This is a genomic window from Ruegeria sp. CDSA141 (assembly GCF_059612005.1).
In genome coordinates this window covers 127,477-140,771 of sequence record NZ_JBXWPT010000003.1, presented here as the reverse complement: position 1 = coordinate 140,771, position 13,295 = coordinate 127,477, and the positions used below count along the sequence as shown (strand labels likewise).

The following is a 13,295-nucleotide window of genomic DNA, read 5'->3' as shown; positions in this document are numbered from 1 at the left end:
CCTTGTATCAGGAGTGTGATGACCGTCGACATGATCTCGAAACCGCATGAGCGCCTGGCCGAAATTCTGGCGGGCGAGATGGAGGCCGTGAACGGGCTGATCCGTACGCGGATGGCGTCGGACCATGCGCCACGTATCCCGGAAGTGACGCAGCACCTGGTCGAAGCCGGTGGAAAACGCCTGCGCCCGATGCTGACATTGGCCGCAGCACGCCTGTTTGGCTATTCCGGCGACCACCACCTGCGCCTTGCGGCGACGGTCGAGTTCATCCACACCGCCACCCTGCTGCATGACGACGTAGTGGATGAGAGCGCGCAGCGACGCGGCCGCCCGACCGCCAATCTGCTGTGGGACAACAAGTCCAGTGTTCTGGTTGGCGATTACCTGTTTTCACGCAGTTTCCAGCTTATGGTCGAAACGGGTTCGCTTCGGGTTCTGGACATCCTTGCCAATGCCTCTGCAACAATTGCCGAAGGCGAAGTGCTGCAAATGACAGCCGCAACCGATCTGCGTACGGATGAAAACGTTTATCTACAGGTTGTGCGTGGTAAGACGGCGGCATTGTTCTCGGCCGCAACCGAGGTGGGCGGTGTGATCGCAGGCGCCTCGGAAGAGCAGATCCAAGCGCTTTTCGACTATGGCGATTCATTGGGCATCGCGTTCCAGATTGCCGATGATCTGCTGGATTATCAGGGCGACAGCAAAACGACCGGAAAAAACGTTGGCGATGACTTCCGTGAACGGAAACTGACCCTGCCTGTCATCAAGGCCGTGGCGCAAGCCACGCCGGAAGAACGCGCCTTTTGGGAGCGTACGATTGAAAAAGGCTGGCAGCAGGACGGTGATCTGGATCACGCGCTGGGTCTGATGAACAAATACGCCACGCTCGAAGAAACCCGGCAAGATGCTTTAGGTTGGGCAAATAAAGCCAAAACCGCTTTGGCTGTATTGCCGGACCACGAAGTTCGCAGTCTGCTGCGCCAACTGGCCGACTACGTGGTTTCGCGCCTCAGTTAAGCTGCGTGGCACGGCACCACCAATCGGGATGGGCTGCGCCGATATCATACGCCGCGAAATGCGCATCTTTCATCGTCGGATAAAGCGCAAAGCAAGTTGATCCTGACCCTGACATGCGCGCCACCAGAGCGCGATTGGTCATGTTCAGCTCGTCCAGCACCTGTTCAATCTCACGCGCAACACCCATGGCAGGCACTTGCAGATCATTGCGCTGTTCGCCCAGCCACTGGGCGCAATCGTCAGCGCTTGCAAAATCCGGGATAACCTCAGGCATCGGCGGATTGTCTCTGGACGCTAGCGCGTCGAAAACGGCACCTGTCGGCACCTGTACATTCGGGTTGACCAAAAGGGCGGGCAGGTGCGGAAGGTTCACCGCCGCCAACCGATCGCCAATGCCCTGCATTCTTATCGCCCAGCCCTTCAGGCAGACGGGTACATCTGCCCCCAGTGTCAACGGCAGCTCCGGCGGGATGTCGCAACCCTGCCCTGCCAAAGTCCCAAGTGTTGCGGCAGCATCCGAAGAGCCACCCCCGATGCCCGCCCCATGCGGCAGAGATTTTCTCAGGTCGATATGCCCGGTCCAACCAACGCCCTCAGCCGCTTTCCAGACCAGATTTCGACGGTCTGAGGGTACTCCATCGGCAAACTCGCCACGCACGTCCAAAGACAGCTCTGGACCGGGTCTGAATGTCAGCTGATCACCCAGATCAGCGAAAACCACCAGCGAATCCAACAGGTGATAACCGTCCTCACGATGGCCTGTGACATGTAGGGTCAGGTTGATCTTGGCGGGCGCAAACGCCTTAATTTCCATTGGCGACTTTCAATGGCTCCGAACCTTCTTCGGCCAAGACGGCATCCAGCCCGACTTCGATCTTGCGCCGGATGCGATCGGGATCAGCTTCGCCATCGGCATCTTCCGGGTCGATAAAGGACAAGGCGCGGCTCCACTGGAACTCGGCCTCACGTGCGCGCCCGACAGCCCAATAGACGTCACCCAGATGATCATTGACCACCGGATCAACCGGCATTAGCTCAACCGCACGCTCCATGTGTTCGACGGCCTCGTCGTAACGCCCCAGACGGAACAGAACCCAACCCAGACTGTCCACGATGTAGCCGCTATCCGGACGAGCAGCTACAGCGCGTTCGATCATGTCCAGTGCTTCGTCCAGCTTTTCTTTGCGCTCAACCAGCGAATAACCCAGATAGTTCAGAACCTGGGGCTGATCCGGGTTCAGCTCCAGCGCCCGGCGGAAATCAGCTTCGGCCTGATCCCAGTGCTTCAGCCTTTCATGGCTGATTCCACGCGCGTAATGCAGGAACCAGTTCCCACCCGCTGCACTATCCGTCAGGGCAATCGCAGTGTCGTAAGAGGCCACCGCGGCCGCATAGTTTTCCTGTCGCCGCTGCAGGTCTGCCAAAGCGACGTGCACACCCGGCAAGTCGGGGTTTTGCGCAGCCAGGTTTTGCAACACTTCGACGGCGGCATCGGTTTTTCCAGAACGGTCCAAAACTTCGGCCCGGCCCAATTCGGCCGCGTGGTGATCGTTGCTGTCCGCTGGGACCAGACGGTACGCCTCAACCGCCAAATCATATTGCTGCAAGTTTTCCAGCAGATCTGCACTCAGCAAAATGGCGTCCACATGATCGGGTCGCAGGAAACTGGCCAAGCGCGTGTACAGCAGAACATAGTCGGCTGAAGCTTCGCTGTTCAACGCGGCACCGACGGTAAAGAATATTTCGGCCATGCCGTCCTGAGCGGATCGGACATGAGTGAACGGCAAGGTTTCTCCTGCTTCCAATTGGCTCAAATAGGTCTCGATGGTCGGGTCACTGCCTGCCACAAACACCTCGTCCAGAAACTGAATGGCGTCCTCGTTGCGATCAAGCTGCGACAAAATCTCGGTGCGGGCCAACGCAGCCCGACGCGAGAATCGGGCAACCGTTCCATCATTGTCCGCAAGTATCGCCTCTGCGCCTTCGAAATCACCGATAGACGCCAATGCCATCGCCTTGTGATAAAGCGCGAATTCCCTGAGGCCATCCTGAGTGGCGACAGAATCGAACTGATCCATCGCCTTCGTCATCTCACCTTGTCCCAGATAAGCCCAGGCGATCATCAGGCCATCAACAAGAGGACCGACACCCTGTGTTTCAGGGTCACGGGCCAGTAGTTCGTCAAATTTTCCCTGGGCAATCAAATTGACCGATATCACCATTCGCGCAGCCTGGCTGGGCAAGTTGGCTTTCTCGATCTGCTGGGCGACAGGCAGCGCGCGGGCCACTTCCCCCAAAGCGATGCGGGCAACTACAACACTTTCCAGCAGCAGCGCATTTTGGGGATCAAACCTGAGGGCCTGAGCGTAGTACCGTTCAGCGGCAGAATAGTCGCTTTCGTAAATCGCCTGTCGCCCGGCCAGATATGATCCGGCACTCGATTCCGAATAGGCCGGGACTGCGACCGACGACATGAGAAGCACGGACAAAGCCGCGCGACGAACCAGGGAAACCACCGAAATCCTGCCTTGCTATCGTTGACTGAAGGTTAAGCTAGGGCTTCGGCAGGCAAGAGGCAATGGCAGAGCCTTCATGACGCTGCCATTGCCCGTTTTTTGCTTACATGTTCGGATAGTTTGGTCCGTCACCGCCCTGCGGTGTGGTCCAGGTGATGTTCTGACTGGGATCCTTGATGTCGCAGGTTTTGCAGTGAACACAGTTCTGGAAATTGATCACGAATCGCGGACCGTCTTCGTCTTCGACCATCTCATATACACCTGCCGGGCAATAACGCTGCGCCGGTTCGTCGAACTTGGGCAGGTTGACCTTTACCGGGATATCAGGATTGGTCAGACGCAAATGGCAGGGCTGGCTTTCCTCGTGGTTGGTCGCTGCGAACGACACATTCGTCAAACGATCGAAAGACAGCGTTCCATCCGGCTTCGGATAATCGATTGGCTGGTGCTTACTGGCTTCTTCGGTAGATTCTGCATCGTTTTTGCCGTGACCCAGCGTACCGAACAGTGAAAAGCCAAATGTGTTGGTCCACATGTCCAGACCACCCAACATCAGGCTGGCGGTCAGGCCCCACTTCGACCACATCGGCTTGACATTGCGAACCTTTTTCAGGTCGGAACCAATCGCACCATTACGAACTTCAGTCTCGTAAGCCGTCAGTTCATCGCCCGAACGCTCGGCCTTGATGGCGTCATAAGCAGCTTCGGCCGCAGCTTTGCCCGACAGCATCGCGTTGTGGTTGCCTTTGATGCGCGGCACGTTGACCATGCCCGCCGAACAGCCCAACAGCGCCACGCCCGGAGCTACCAGCTGTGGCATTGACTGATAGCCGCCTTCAGTGATCGCGCGGGCCCCGTAGGCGACGCGCTTGCCACCTTTCAGCAGATCAGCAACCATCGGGTGGTGCTTGAACCGCTGGAATTCCATGTAGGGATACAGGTGCGGGTTCTTGTAGTTCAGGTGAACAACGAAGCCGACGTAAACTTGATTGTTTTCAAGATGGTAAATGAACGAACCGCCGCCTGCGTTGCTGCCCAACGGCCAGCCCATTGTGTGCGTGACGCTGCCTTCCTTGTGCTTGGCCGGGTCGATCTCCCAGATCTCTTTCATGCCGACACCGTATTTCTGCGGCTCTTTGCCGGCAGACAGATCGTATTTGGCAATCACTTCCTTGGAAAGAGAACCCCGGACGCCTTCCGACAGGAACACGTATTTGCCGTGCAGCTCCATCCCCGGTTCCGTGTTGGGGCCATAGGAACCGTCTGGTTCCAGACCGAAGACACCGGCAACCACGCCTTTGACCTCGCCATTTTCGCCATAGACCATTTCCGAGCACGCCATGCCCGGGAAGATCTCGACACCCAGTTCCTCGGCCTGTTCGGCCATCCAGCGGCAGACATTGCCCATCGACACGATGTAGTTGCCGTGGTTGTGCATCAGGGGCGGCATCGGGAAGTTCGGGATACGGACCTGACCCGCCTCACCCAGCATGTAGAACTTGTCGTCCTTGACCGGTACATTCAGCGGCGCGCCTTTTTCCTTCCAGTCCGGGATCAGAGCATCCAGACCACACGGGTCGAGAACCGCGCCCGACAGGATATGCGCGCCAACCTCCGAACCTTTTTCCAGAACCACAACGTTCAGGTCGGCATCCAGCTGTTTCAAACGGATGGCCGCAGACAGGCCCGCAGGACCTGCACCCACGATCACCACGTCATATTCCATCGCTTCGCGTTCAATCTCGGCCATCGCGGGCTCCCTAGCTAACTTTCCGAATTGGCGCTGTCACCGCATGATCTGCGCAATTTTGTTTCACGGCTGATTACATGGTCTCAAAGACATTGGTCAATCGAAACACGGCGTAACAAGAGGGCTATTCGACACATCAACCTTCCGGTGTGTCCCCCATCAGGTATCTGGGACCGCTACCATTCGATTTTGCGCGGTCATCGGGATTATAGAGCGCACATTTCGGCAAGCTCAGACACCCACACCCGATGCAGCCATCGAGGTTGTCGCGCAACCGCGTCAGGGTATCGATTCGCTGATCCAGATGGGCCCGAAGCTGTACACTAATGGCCTTCCAGTCCTGCGGCGTCGGTGTGCGATTTCCCGGCAGGCCCGACAACACCTCACGGATTTCAGGCAGGGTCAGGCCGAACTGCTGCGCAATCATGACAAAGCTCAGCCGCCGAATATCCGCCCGTTGGTAACGTCGCTGCCCGCCCGCGTTGCGCCAGGGCGAAATCAGACCCTGTGCTTCGTAATACCGGATGGCCGACACGGCCAGCCCTGTGCGCCGGGCCAATGCGCCAATCGCCAGCCCCTCTGAAACAGCCATCACACGCTCACAAAAATCACCTTGACCTAAAGTTAGGTTTAGAAATTACGGTGAGTCGGGACAAGCCAAAAAAACACAGGAGATCCCATGATGGCGACGCTTGAACACACCAATTTCACAGTCCGCGACCCACAGGCCTCGGCCGGTTGGATGCAAAAAGTCTTTGGCTGGAAAACCCGTTGGGAAGGCCCTGCAATTGCCGGTGGCTACACTGTGCATGTCGGCTCGGCCCATACGTATCTGGCGCTGTATAAACCTGACGACCCGAAACAGTCGGATGAAAGCAGCTACGATGTGATCGGAGGGCTGAACCATGTTGGCGTGCTGGTCGAAGACATCGATGCGACCGAAGCCAAAGTGCGCGATATGGGGTTCGAACCCCACAACCACGCCGATTACGAACCTGGACGTCGTTTCTATTTCAGGGATGATAACGGCATCGAGTTCGAAGTGGTGCAATATGATTGAGATGATTTGGCTTTGCACCCCGTCGCAGCGTTGGCGCAGGTCGCGGCATCCCGATCATCGGCACAGGCCCCATCCTAAATCAAAACGGCGCGAAGTCGCGAATTGATCGCTGCTGGTGCTGACACCTCTTGCAATTCACGTGGCATTTGGGTCAGGTAACTGCCAACCTAACACTCGCCCCGACGCTCCTGTGCGGCGGGGCGACTCAATTTATGCGTGGACGTAGAGAGTATGGAAAAGATCCCGATGACGCCTGCGGGCAATGCCGCGCTCGCGGCTGAGCTGAAGAATCTCAAATCCGTTGAACGCCCGGCGATCATCGAAGCGATCGCATCGGCGCGGGAACTGGGCGACCTGAAGGAAAACGCCGAATATCATTCTGCCCGCGAAAAACAGGGCTTCATCGAAGGTCGCATCAAGGAACTGGAAGGTATCCTGTCGCTTGCCGACGTCATTGACCCGTCCAAGTTGACCGGCGCAGTCAAATTTGGCGCAAAGGTTACGTTGGTCGACGAAGATACCGAGGAAGAAAAGACCTGGCAGATCGTTGGTGAATACGAGGCCAATATCGAAAACGGCCTGCTGAACATCAAATCCCCTATCGCCCGCGCCCTGATCGGCAAAGATGAAGGGGACAGTGTCGAAGTGCGTACACCCGGCGGCGTGCGCTCTTACGAAATCCTGAGTATCGAGTACGCCTGACCGGAGCGCATGTAATGTCGGGGCCAAAACCTGACCCGGAAACCGAAAAGCCGACGTCGCTGGGCATCTATGATCGCCCGAAGACTCCGGCTGTCACCGAAATCGAGATTGCCGCACTGGTGCTCAGCCTGATCTGGCTGATGGTGTCGGTCGTCTTTCTCGTGCTGCCCGGCCAGGGGCAGAACGGTGGCTTTGTCGTCACCTTTCTGGCTGTATTCATGCCTGTGGCAATGATCTGGGTTGCAGCCACTGCGATGCGTGCCAGTCGGGTGATGCGAGAGGAAAGCGAACGCCTGCAAACAGCAATTGACGCGATCCGACAAGCCTATGTGGCGCAGCAGCAACGCGCCTCCAGCACTTATGAACCCGCGGTAACCAAAAAGCTGGACGAAATCGCTGCGGCCACACGGAAAACCGAAGACGCCTTGGCAACGTTCTCGAGCAAACGCACCGCGCGCTCTGCCGCAGCGGCGCAGCCTTCCGCTCAGGGCGACCAGACCTCGTTGGAACTTGGGACACCTGCGGAAGAGATCACTTCACCACTGAGTACCCAGGTTTTCATCCGCGCACTGAATTTCCCCGAAACGCAGGACGACACCGAGGGGTTCAATGCACTGCGTGTTGCATTGAAGGACCGCAAGACGGCACAGCTTGTGCAAGCTTCGCAGGATGTTCTGACGCTGCTCAGCCAGGAAGGCATCTACATGGATGACCTGCGCCCCGACATGGCCCGGCCAGAAATCTGGCGCCAGTTCGCCCAGGGCACACGCGGGCGCGCTGTGGCGGCGCTGGGGGGTGTACGCGACAGATCTTCACTTGCACTGACGGCAGCCCGAATGAAACAGGACCCGATTTTCCGCGACGCCGCTCACCATTTCCTGCGTCGGTTTGACAAGATGATGGCCGAGTTCGAACCCACGGCAAGCGATGCGGAACTGAGTGAATTGGGTGAAACCCGAACGGCACGCGCATTCATGTTGCTGGGTCGCGTGGCAGGCACGTTTGATTAATCCGGCCTGACAACCCACGACATTTTGGTCGCACTGCTGAAATTGAACAGATACTTCAGCGGTCCGGTTTTTTCTTGACCCAAAGGCAGAAACCCCTCGCGCTCGTACAAGCTACGGGCCCGGGGGTTTGTGTCGATGACATCAAGCTGAACCTCTGACATGTTGTGGTTGCGGGCCTCGCACTTGATGGCATTCAGCAATGCCGTGCCCACTCCTTTGCCGCGCGCCTCGGCAGCGACAAAAATACCATCCATCTGGAACACGCCCGGTTTCAGCTCGCGCTCCAGCACGCTCAGAACCAAAGCGCGCCAGATAGCCCCGAACCAGCCATAGACCCGCGCCAGGTCGGACATATTGCCCCCCGCAAAAGAGCCGTCACGTGTCTTGAAACCCGCCAGACCCAGCACCCGGCCCGTTTCATCCCGCGCAACCAGCGCGAAATCCGGGTTCAATGCGATTTCAAAGAAAGCCAATCCTTTTTCGTCCGGACCCATGACTTTGCCCAGCTTGGCCGAAAATGCCTGCCAGAACAGGGCCGCCGCTTGCGCGCGTTCCTGATCGGCGAACTCTCTGGAAATCGTGACCGTCACAACCCGAAACTTCCATACGGGAGGAAACGGACCATATCGCCCGGTTTGACGTGACGCGCACCGTCCTCGATTTCGATCAACCCTTCAGCCCAGCTGAGACCACTGATCCGGCCTGACCCTTCCGAGTGGAAGACTTCGGCCCGCCCATCGCGCATTCTGGCGCGCAGATATTCCCGGCGACCCGGTTTTTTACGCTTTTCAAAGGCGGCAGGCACTTCGAAACCCTGCGGTTCAGCCCAGCCTTCGCCGGACATCAACCCCAAAGCCGGGCGCGCGAAGATCAAAAGACAGACCATGGCCGCAACCGGGTTACCGGGCAGGCCAAACACCGGCACGCCGGACCACAAACCCAGAGCCAGCGGCCGCCCGGGCTTCAACGCAATGCGCCAGTGCTGCATCGCCCCGGCCTGACGCAACAGGGCTGAGACGTGGTCCTCGTCGCCTGCTGACGCGCCACCACTGGTCAAAATCACATCCGCCTGTTCTGCGGACTGGTTCAATCGATCCCGCAAGGCGTCCCGATCATCCGAAACACGCCCCATATCCACGGGCACGAACCCCATCCGATCGATCAATGACAGCAGCATCGGGCGATTGGCGTCGAAAATCTGACCCGGACCAGCGCGCTCTCCGGCTTCGACCAGTTCATCGCCCGTGGACACTACAGCCACGCGAAGCGGTTTGCGCACGTTAACTTCGGCAATCCCCACGGCAGACAGCAGCGCAAGATCGGCGGGGGTCACCCTGCGCCCGGCAGGAAGAGCGATATCGCCTGCGGTCACGTCCTCTCCCGCGCGCCGTGTATTTGCGCCTTTTTTAAGCGGGCCGTGGAAAGCAATGTGGCCGTCTTTGACCGTGACATCCTCTTCCAGAATAACCGTATCCACCCCGTCAGGCAGCGCCGCACCCGTCAGCACGCGCAATGCCCGGCCTTGAGGCACGTCACCGTCGAACGGAATTCCCGCCGCCGCACGCCCGTCAATCAATGGCATGATCTGTGGGCCATCGGGGGCGGGGCCAGCAAACCCGAACCCATCCACAGCCGTATTCGGTAACGGCGGGTTCGAGCGTCGGGCGACCACATCCCCGGCCAGAATGCGCCCGCTCGTGTTGTTCAGCGCAACCGTCTCAACTGACTTGATCGGGTGCAGCCTGTCGCGCAAATAGGCCAGAGCGTCATCGACCGGTGTCCAGTTGACGCCGGCAGGCAACGCAAAACAATCGTTCCGCAACGGAGGCGGGGCTATGTTCGGCTTGTCCTGAGGCACACCCAATATCCAACCTTCCTCTGCCGCTGAGACGTTCAATTGTGCATCCAACTCCTGCTCTGTCAGACGCGACAGAGTCAAGGCAACCTGTTCAACCTGCCAAGCGTCCTTGATCCGTCCATCCGGTGCCGCGCCAAGGGATAAAGACGGCCAGATTTCCACGAAGGCGACGGGTTTATCCAGCGGCTCGAACGGCCAGACAGAGACTTGCCCGGCAAACCGGTGGCGAAGCCGGTTCAGAACTGGCAATCCCATCATAACTTGTCCGCCAACCGCGCCTGCCCCTGCCATCTGCCAGCAAGTGAAGCTGCCTTTTGCCAGAGTCTCAACGACACGGCGGTCCGGGAACGGGTTTGAATAGCCCGTTTTGGTACGCGGCAGACCGTCAATATCTCGGCGCAATCCGTTCATCCAGAACGGGCCGAGACCACCAAACCGCAAGTTGATCCGACCCGCCAGATCAAAGCGATTGTTGGCCTTCGGGGAATCCTCGATATGTTGGTCGAACCAGTCCCACAAAGCCAGCGGATCGTCCGTACCGGTCATCGCGCGGGCGAATCCGCAAGGATATCCAAAAGGAAAATCGAACCCAAGAAGCAGACGGCGACCGGCCTTCAGTTCGGCTCGGATCAGAGTATCCAACCATTGCTCTGCAACCAGCCTGTTACGCAGGTATTCGGGGTCAAACACTTTTCCATTACGTACAATGCAGGCCCAAATCGCATCCTTGCGCGGGGTCGGCCCGGTGTCGTTCCCCCCAGACCAATCCACCATTGCAAAGGTTTGGAACAGGCTCACAATTCGACCTCTTTCAGTATGAAATCCGTGACGCCAGCCGTGTCGTTCAGATCAAAAACCGGGCAATCCAGATCCAGCGCGGTGTCACTGGCCACCGCGCGGATGGTGCCGTTTTCAGGTGCCATCAGCGCGTTACCCGCCGCGGCGCGATACGCTTCGATCTTGGGGTGGTCCTCGCGCTTGAACCCTTCGACCAGCACCAGATCGACCGGCGAGAGCCGCGCCAACAGTTCGGCGAGGGGCGGTTCAGGCGCGCCCCGCAATTCCTGCATCAGAGCAATGCGTTGCCCTGAGGCAAGCAATACCTCGCTGGCCCCTGCCACGCGGTGCCGGTGACTGTCCGTGCCCGGTTGATCCACATCGACGCTGTGATGCGCGTGTTTGACCGTAGAGACCGAGAAACCCCGGCTGGAGATCTCGGCCACCAGCCGTTCCATCAGCCCGGTTTTGCCGGTATTCTTCCAGCCCGTGACGCCATAGATCCTCATGCCTGCTCCAACAAAGTTCGGGCACGGTCCAGGTCTTCAGGCGTGTTGACGTTGAAGAACGGATCGAACGGGTCGGCGTTGAACAAAGCCTCGCGCCCGTCATGTTTGTCAGTCCACATCACCACCTTGCGCAACCCGTCCATCAGCGCGCCCCGCAGATCATCGCGAAGCGCCACGGGCCAGATCCCAAAGGTCGGGTGTCGGTTGACCCGCTTGCCCCCGCCGGATTTCAGCGCCTCGTCGCCCGTACGCGGCGTGGTGGCCAACACCAGAGGGTGCACCTGCCCTTCCGCAGCCTGTGTCAGTCGCGCCACCAGGTCGCGCGGGAAGAATGGCGTGTCTGCGGCAACCGTCACGATGCTGTCTGCCCCCTGCCCTGCCGCCCAGTCGAGCCCGGCCAGCACACCGGCCAGAGGGCCCGCAAATCCGTTGATCGTATCAGGCAGGACGGGCAGGTTCAGGTCGGCGAAACGCTCGGGGTCTCCATTGGCGTTCAACGCCAGGCCACTCACCTGTGGAGCGATACGTTCGATAACATGGTACAGCAGGCTCTGCCTTCCAATCTGCAGCAGACCTTTGTCGCCACCGCCCATACGTGTGGCCTGCCCGCCTGCGAGAATTATGCCAAGCGGTTTGGTCATGATGGGTCTTCGATATCCGGCCATTTTCGAAATTTCTCCAGCGGTGTAAAAATCCAAACCCCATTGCCCGCACCAAGCAAAATGAAACACAGGCTCAAAGGAAGTCCGGAAAAGTCGGCCAAAACATGGCTGAAGCGAATGGAAGCGAGAAACAGCACCAAAACCGCCATAGGCGCGAAAAACGACCAGAAATAGCACCGATACCTGCGGAGTGATCGTCGGATTTCGTCGGGTAATACGACTGAGTCCGGCAAACCTTGAAGGAGGATACGTTGCAATACAGCGCTTTGTTTTTTCACCGCCAATCCCCTAGCTGTCCACCCCATCCGGAATGGGGCAAACAGGTCAAATGTACCGATATAGTCTCTTGCGTCCCATCCCAATCGATTCAGAGTTTCCTCGTCCAACCGTGCCATCCCGTCTACGATGGTCCGTTTGCTGCGTGCATAGTTTCGGGCAGCAAGAATGCTCAGCGGTAAGATACTGACCGTCACAACAATCAAGAAAAAGAGTCTGAGAGTTTCCAAAATCATCCTGCACTTTTGCGGCGGTGTTTCTTGTCCTCGCCTGACACGGTAGACGGGTCTACGTCGCGCAGCAGACGGTCGTCACCCGAGAGGCAGACAAAGCGCTGCCCGCGCATCCTGCCGATCAGCGTCAGCCCGACTTCGCGCGCGATCTCGACACCCCATGCGGTGAAGCCTGAGCGGGAGGCCAGAACCGGAATGCCCATCATTGCCGTCTTGATCACCATCTCGGATGTCAGGCGACCGGTGGTATAGAGAATCTTGTCCTCCGCCGCCTCATTCTCGGACAGCATCCAGCCTGCAATCTTGTCGACAGCGTTATGGCGGCCCACGTCTTCCATATACACCAGCGGGCGGTTTTCACGGCACAGGACAGTGCCGTGGATTGCCCCGGCCTCGAGATACAGCGACGGGGTGCGGTTGATCTTCGAGGCCAGTTCGTACAGCCACGAAGTACGCACCTGAACCTGCGGCAGTTGCACGTCCTCAAGACCCTCCATCATGTCGCCAAACACCGTACCTACGGCACACCCGCTGGTGCGCGTCTTTTTCTTCAGCTTATCCTCGTAAGACGTCTGGCGCGCAGTGCGGACGATCACGGTTTCAAGATCGTCATCATATTCCACGCGCGTGATTTCGTCATCCGCCAGTAGCATCCCCTGATTGCGCAGAAAGCCCAGCGCCAGATATTCGGGGTAATCGCCAATGGTCATCGCTGTCACGATTTCCTGCGCGTTGAGGAATATCGTCAACGGGCGCTCTTCGACCACCGAAATCTGGTTGATTTCGCCGTTCTGGTCCACGCCCTCAACCGCGCGGGTCAGGCGTGTCGCGCCCGGCTCAGGGGCGATAAGATAGTCCGACAGATCGAATTCCGTGGCCAATTGCAACCCCTTCCCAAGACAGTTACTGCTGCACGCATCACCAT

General features: G+C 58.4%; 14 protein-coding genes. 4 read left to right on the top strand and 10 right to left on the bottom strand.

Annotation, left to right across the window (positions count from 1 at the left end):
- The first annotated feature begins 18 nt into the window (after window positions 1-18).
- Window positions 19-1,017 (top strand): polyprenyl synthetase family protein, encoded by a 999-nt coding sequence (locus AC2FLP_RS07155; protein ID WP_496682516.1) that lies wholly within the window; start codon window positions 19-21, stop codon window positions 1,015-1,017.
- On the opposite strand, the gene AC2FLP_RS07150 is transcribed toward AC2FLP_RS07155, so the two are convergent.
- From AC2FLP_RS07150 to soxR, 4 genes are all read right to left on the bottom strand, one after another.
- Window positions 1,010-1,831, bottom strand: a complete 822-nt coding sequence (locus tag AC2FLP_RS07150; RefSeq protein ID WP_299899200.1) for a 4-(cytidine 5'-diphospho)-2-C-methyl-D-erythritol kinase — start codon at window positions 1,829-1,831, stop codon at window positions 1,010-1,012. The genes AC2FLP_RS07155 and AC2FLP_RS07150 overlap by 8 nt on opposite strands.
- Window positions 1,821-3,533 (bottom strand): tetratricopeptide repeat protein, encoded by a 1,713-nt coding sequence (locus AC2FLP_RS07145; protein WP_496682512.1) that lies wholly within the window; start codon window positions 3,531-3,533, stop codon window positions 1,821-1,823. Before AC2FLP_RS07145 ends, AC2FLP_RS07150 begins: the two co-directional genes overlap by 11 nt.
- Before the next feature lie 103 nt (window positions 3,534-3,636).
- Window positions 3,637-5,283, bottom strand: a complete 1,647-nt coding sequence (locus tag AC2FLP_RS07140) for an electron transfer flavoprotein-ubiquinone oxidoreductase (protein ID WP_117870421.1) — start codon at window positions 5,281-5,283, stop codon at window positions 3,637-3,639.
- A 136-nt stretch (window positions 5,284-5,419) separates the two neighbouring features.
- Window positions 5,420-5,875 carry a redox-sensitive transcriptional activator SoxR gene (gene soxR, locus AC2FLP_RS07135; RefSeq protein ID WP_117870423.1) on the bottom strand — a complete coding sequence of 152 codons (456 nt, stop codon included), beginning with the start codon at window positions 5,873-5,875 and terminating at the stop codon, window positions 5,420-5,422.
- Between the two features lie 87 nt (window positions 5,876-5,962).
- Here soxR and AC2FLP_RS07130 point away from each other — a divergent pair, with 87 nt between their 5' ends.
- The 3 genes from AC2FLP_RS07130 to AC2FLP_RS07120 all read left to right on the top strand — a co-directional run bounded on the left by AC2FLP_RS07130 (window position 5,963) and on the right by AC2FLP_RS07120 (window position 8,055).
- Complete coding sequence (locus AC2FLP_RS07130) at window positions 5,963-6,343, top strand: VOC family protein (protein WP_496682510.1); 381 nt, start codon at window positions 5,963-5,965, stop codon at window positions 6,341-6,343.
- Window positions 6,344-6,574: 231 nt separating this feature from the next.
- Complete coding sequence (greA, locus tag AC2FLP_RS07125) at window positions 6,575-7,045, top strand: transcription elongation factor GreA (RefSeq protein WP_117870427.1); 471 nt, start codon at window positions 6,575-6,577, stop codon at window positions 7,043-7,045.
- Between the two features lie 14 nt (window positions 7,046-7,059).
- Entirely contained in the window at window positions 7,060-8,055 is a 996-nt protein-coding gene (locus AC2FLP_RS07120) for a hypothetical protein (protein ID WP_496682506.1), read from the top strand.
- Here the strand turns inward: AC2FLP_RS07120 and AC2FLP_RS07115 are convergent.
- Genes AC2FLP_RS07115 through AC2FLP_RS07090 form a run of 6 tightly spaced genes read right to left on the bottom strand, consistent with a single transcriptional unit; the run spans window position 8,052 to window position 13,257 of the window.
- Window positions 8,052-8,645, bottom strand: coding sequence for a GNAT family N-acetyltransferase (locus tag AC2FLP_RS07115; RefSeq protein ID WP_496682504.1), 594 nt, complete (start codon window positions 8,643-8,645; stop codon window positions 8,052-8,054). The two genes, AC2FLP_RS07120 and AC2FLP_RS07115, sit on opposite strands and share 4 nt — an antisense overlap.
- Window positions 8,642-10,687 carry a molybdopterin-binding protein gene (locus tag AC2FLP_RS07110; RefSeq protein WP_496682763.1) on the bottom strand — a complete coding sequence of 682 codons (2,046 nt, stop codon included), beginning with the start codon at window positions 10,685-10,687 and terminating at the stop codon, window positions 8,642-8,644. Before AC2FLP_RS07110 ends, AC2FLP_RS07115 begins: the two co-directional genes overlap by 4 nt.
- Window positions 10,688-10,707: 20 nt before the next feature.
- Window positions 10,708-11,199 carry a molybdopterin-guanine dinucleotide biosynthesis protein B gene (gene mobB / locus AC2FLP_RS07105; protein ID WP_117870431.1) on the bottom strand — a complete coding sequence of 164 codons (492 nt, stop codon included), beginning with the start codon at window positions 11,197-11,199 and terminating at the stop codon, window positions 10,708-10,710.
- On the bottom strand, window positions 11,196-11,840 hold the full coding sequence (gene mobA / locus AC2FLP_RS07100) for a molybdenum cofactor guanylyltransferase MobA (RefSeq protein WP_117870433.1): 645 nt from the start codon (window positions 11,838-11,840) through the stop codon (window positions 11,196-11,198). The genes mobB and mobA overlap by 4 nt, the downstream gene beginning before the upstream one ends.
- The gene (locus AC2FLP_RS07095) at window positions 11,837-12,373 is read right to left on the bottom strand and encodes a hypothetical protein (protein ID WP_496682501.1); all 537 of its coding nucleotides are present in this window, start codon (window positions 12,371-12,373) and stop codon (window positions 11,837-11,839) included. Before AC2FLP_RS07095 ends, mobA begins: the two co-directional genes overlap by 4 nt.
- Window positions 12,370-13,257, bottom strand: coding sequence for a formate dehydrogenase accessory sulfurtransferase FdhD (locus AC2FLP_RS07090; protein ID WP_299899429.1), 888 nt, complete (start codon window positions 13,255-13,257; stop codon window positions 12,370-12,372). Before AC2FLP_RS07090 ends, AC2FLP_RS07095 begins: the two co-directional genes overlap by 4 nt.
- Between the last annotated feature and the right edge of the window lie 38 nt (window positions 13,258-13,295).

Bases quoted from the DNA above. Each gene is read 5' to 3' on its own strand.
- AC2FLP_RS07155 (WP_496682516.1), top strand. From the start codon at position 19: ATGACCGTCGACATGATCTCGAAACCGCATGAGCGCCTGGCCGAAATT.
- AC2FLP_RS07150 (WP_299899200.1), bottom strand. From the start codon at position 1,831: ATGGAAATTAAGGCGTTTGCGCCCGCCAAGATCAACCTGACCCTACAT.
- AC2FLP_RS07140 (WP_117870421.1), bottom strand. From the start codon at position 5,283: ATGGCCGAGATTGAACGCGAAGCGATGGAATATGACGTGGTGATCGTG.
- soxR (WP_117870423.1), bottom strand. From the start codon at position 5,875: ATGGCTGTTTCAGAGGGGCTGGCGATTGGCGCATTGGCCCGGCGCACA.
- AC2FLP_RS07130 (WP_496682510.1), top strand. From the start codon at position 5,963: ATGATGGCGACGCTTGAACACACCAATTTCACAGTCCGCGACCCACAG.
- greA (WP_117870427.1), top strand. From the start codon at position 6,575: ATGGAAAAGATCCCGATGACGCCTGCGGGCAATGCCGCGCTCGCGGCT.
- AC2FLP_RS07120 (WP_496682506.1), top strand. From the start codon at position 7,060: ATGTCGGGGCCAAAACCTGACCCGGAAACCGAAAAGCCGACGTCGCTG.
- AC2FLP_RS07110 (WP_496682763.1), bottom strand. From the start codon at position 10,687: ATGGTGGATTGGTCTGGGGGGAACGACACCGGGCCGACCCCGCGCAAG.
- mobB (WP_117870431.1), bottom strand. From the start codon at position 11,199: ATGAGGATCTATGGCGTCACGGGCTGGAAGAATACCGGCAAAACCGGG.
- mobA (WP_117870433.1), bottom strand. From the start codon at position 11,840: ATGACCAAACCGCTTGGCATAATTCTCGCAGGCGGGCAGGCCACACGT.
- AC2FLP_RS07095 (WP_496682501.1), bottom strand. From the start codon at position 12,373: ATGATTTTGGAAACTCTCAGACTCTTTTTCTTGATTGTTGTGACGGTC.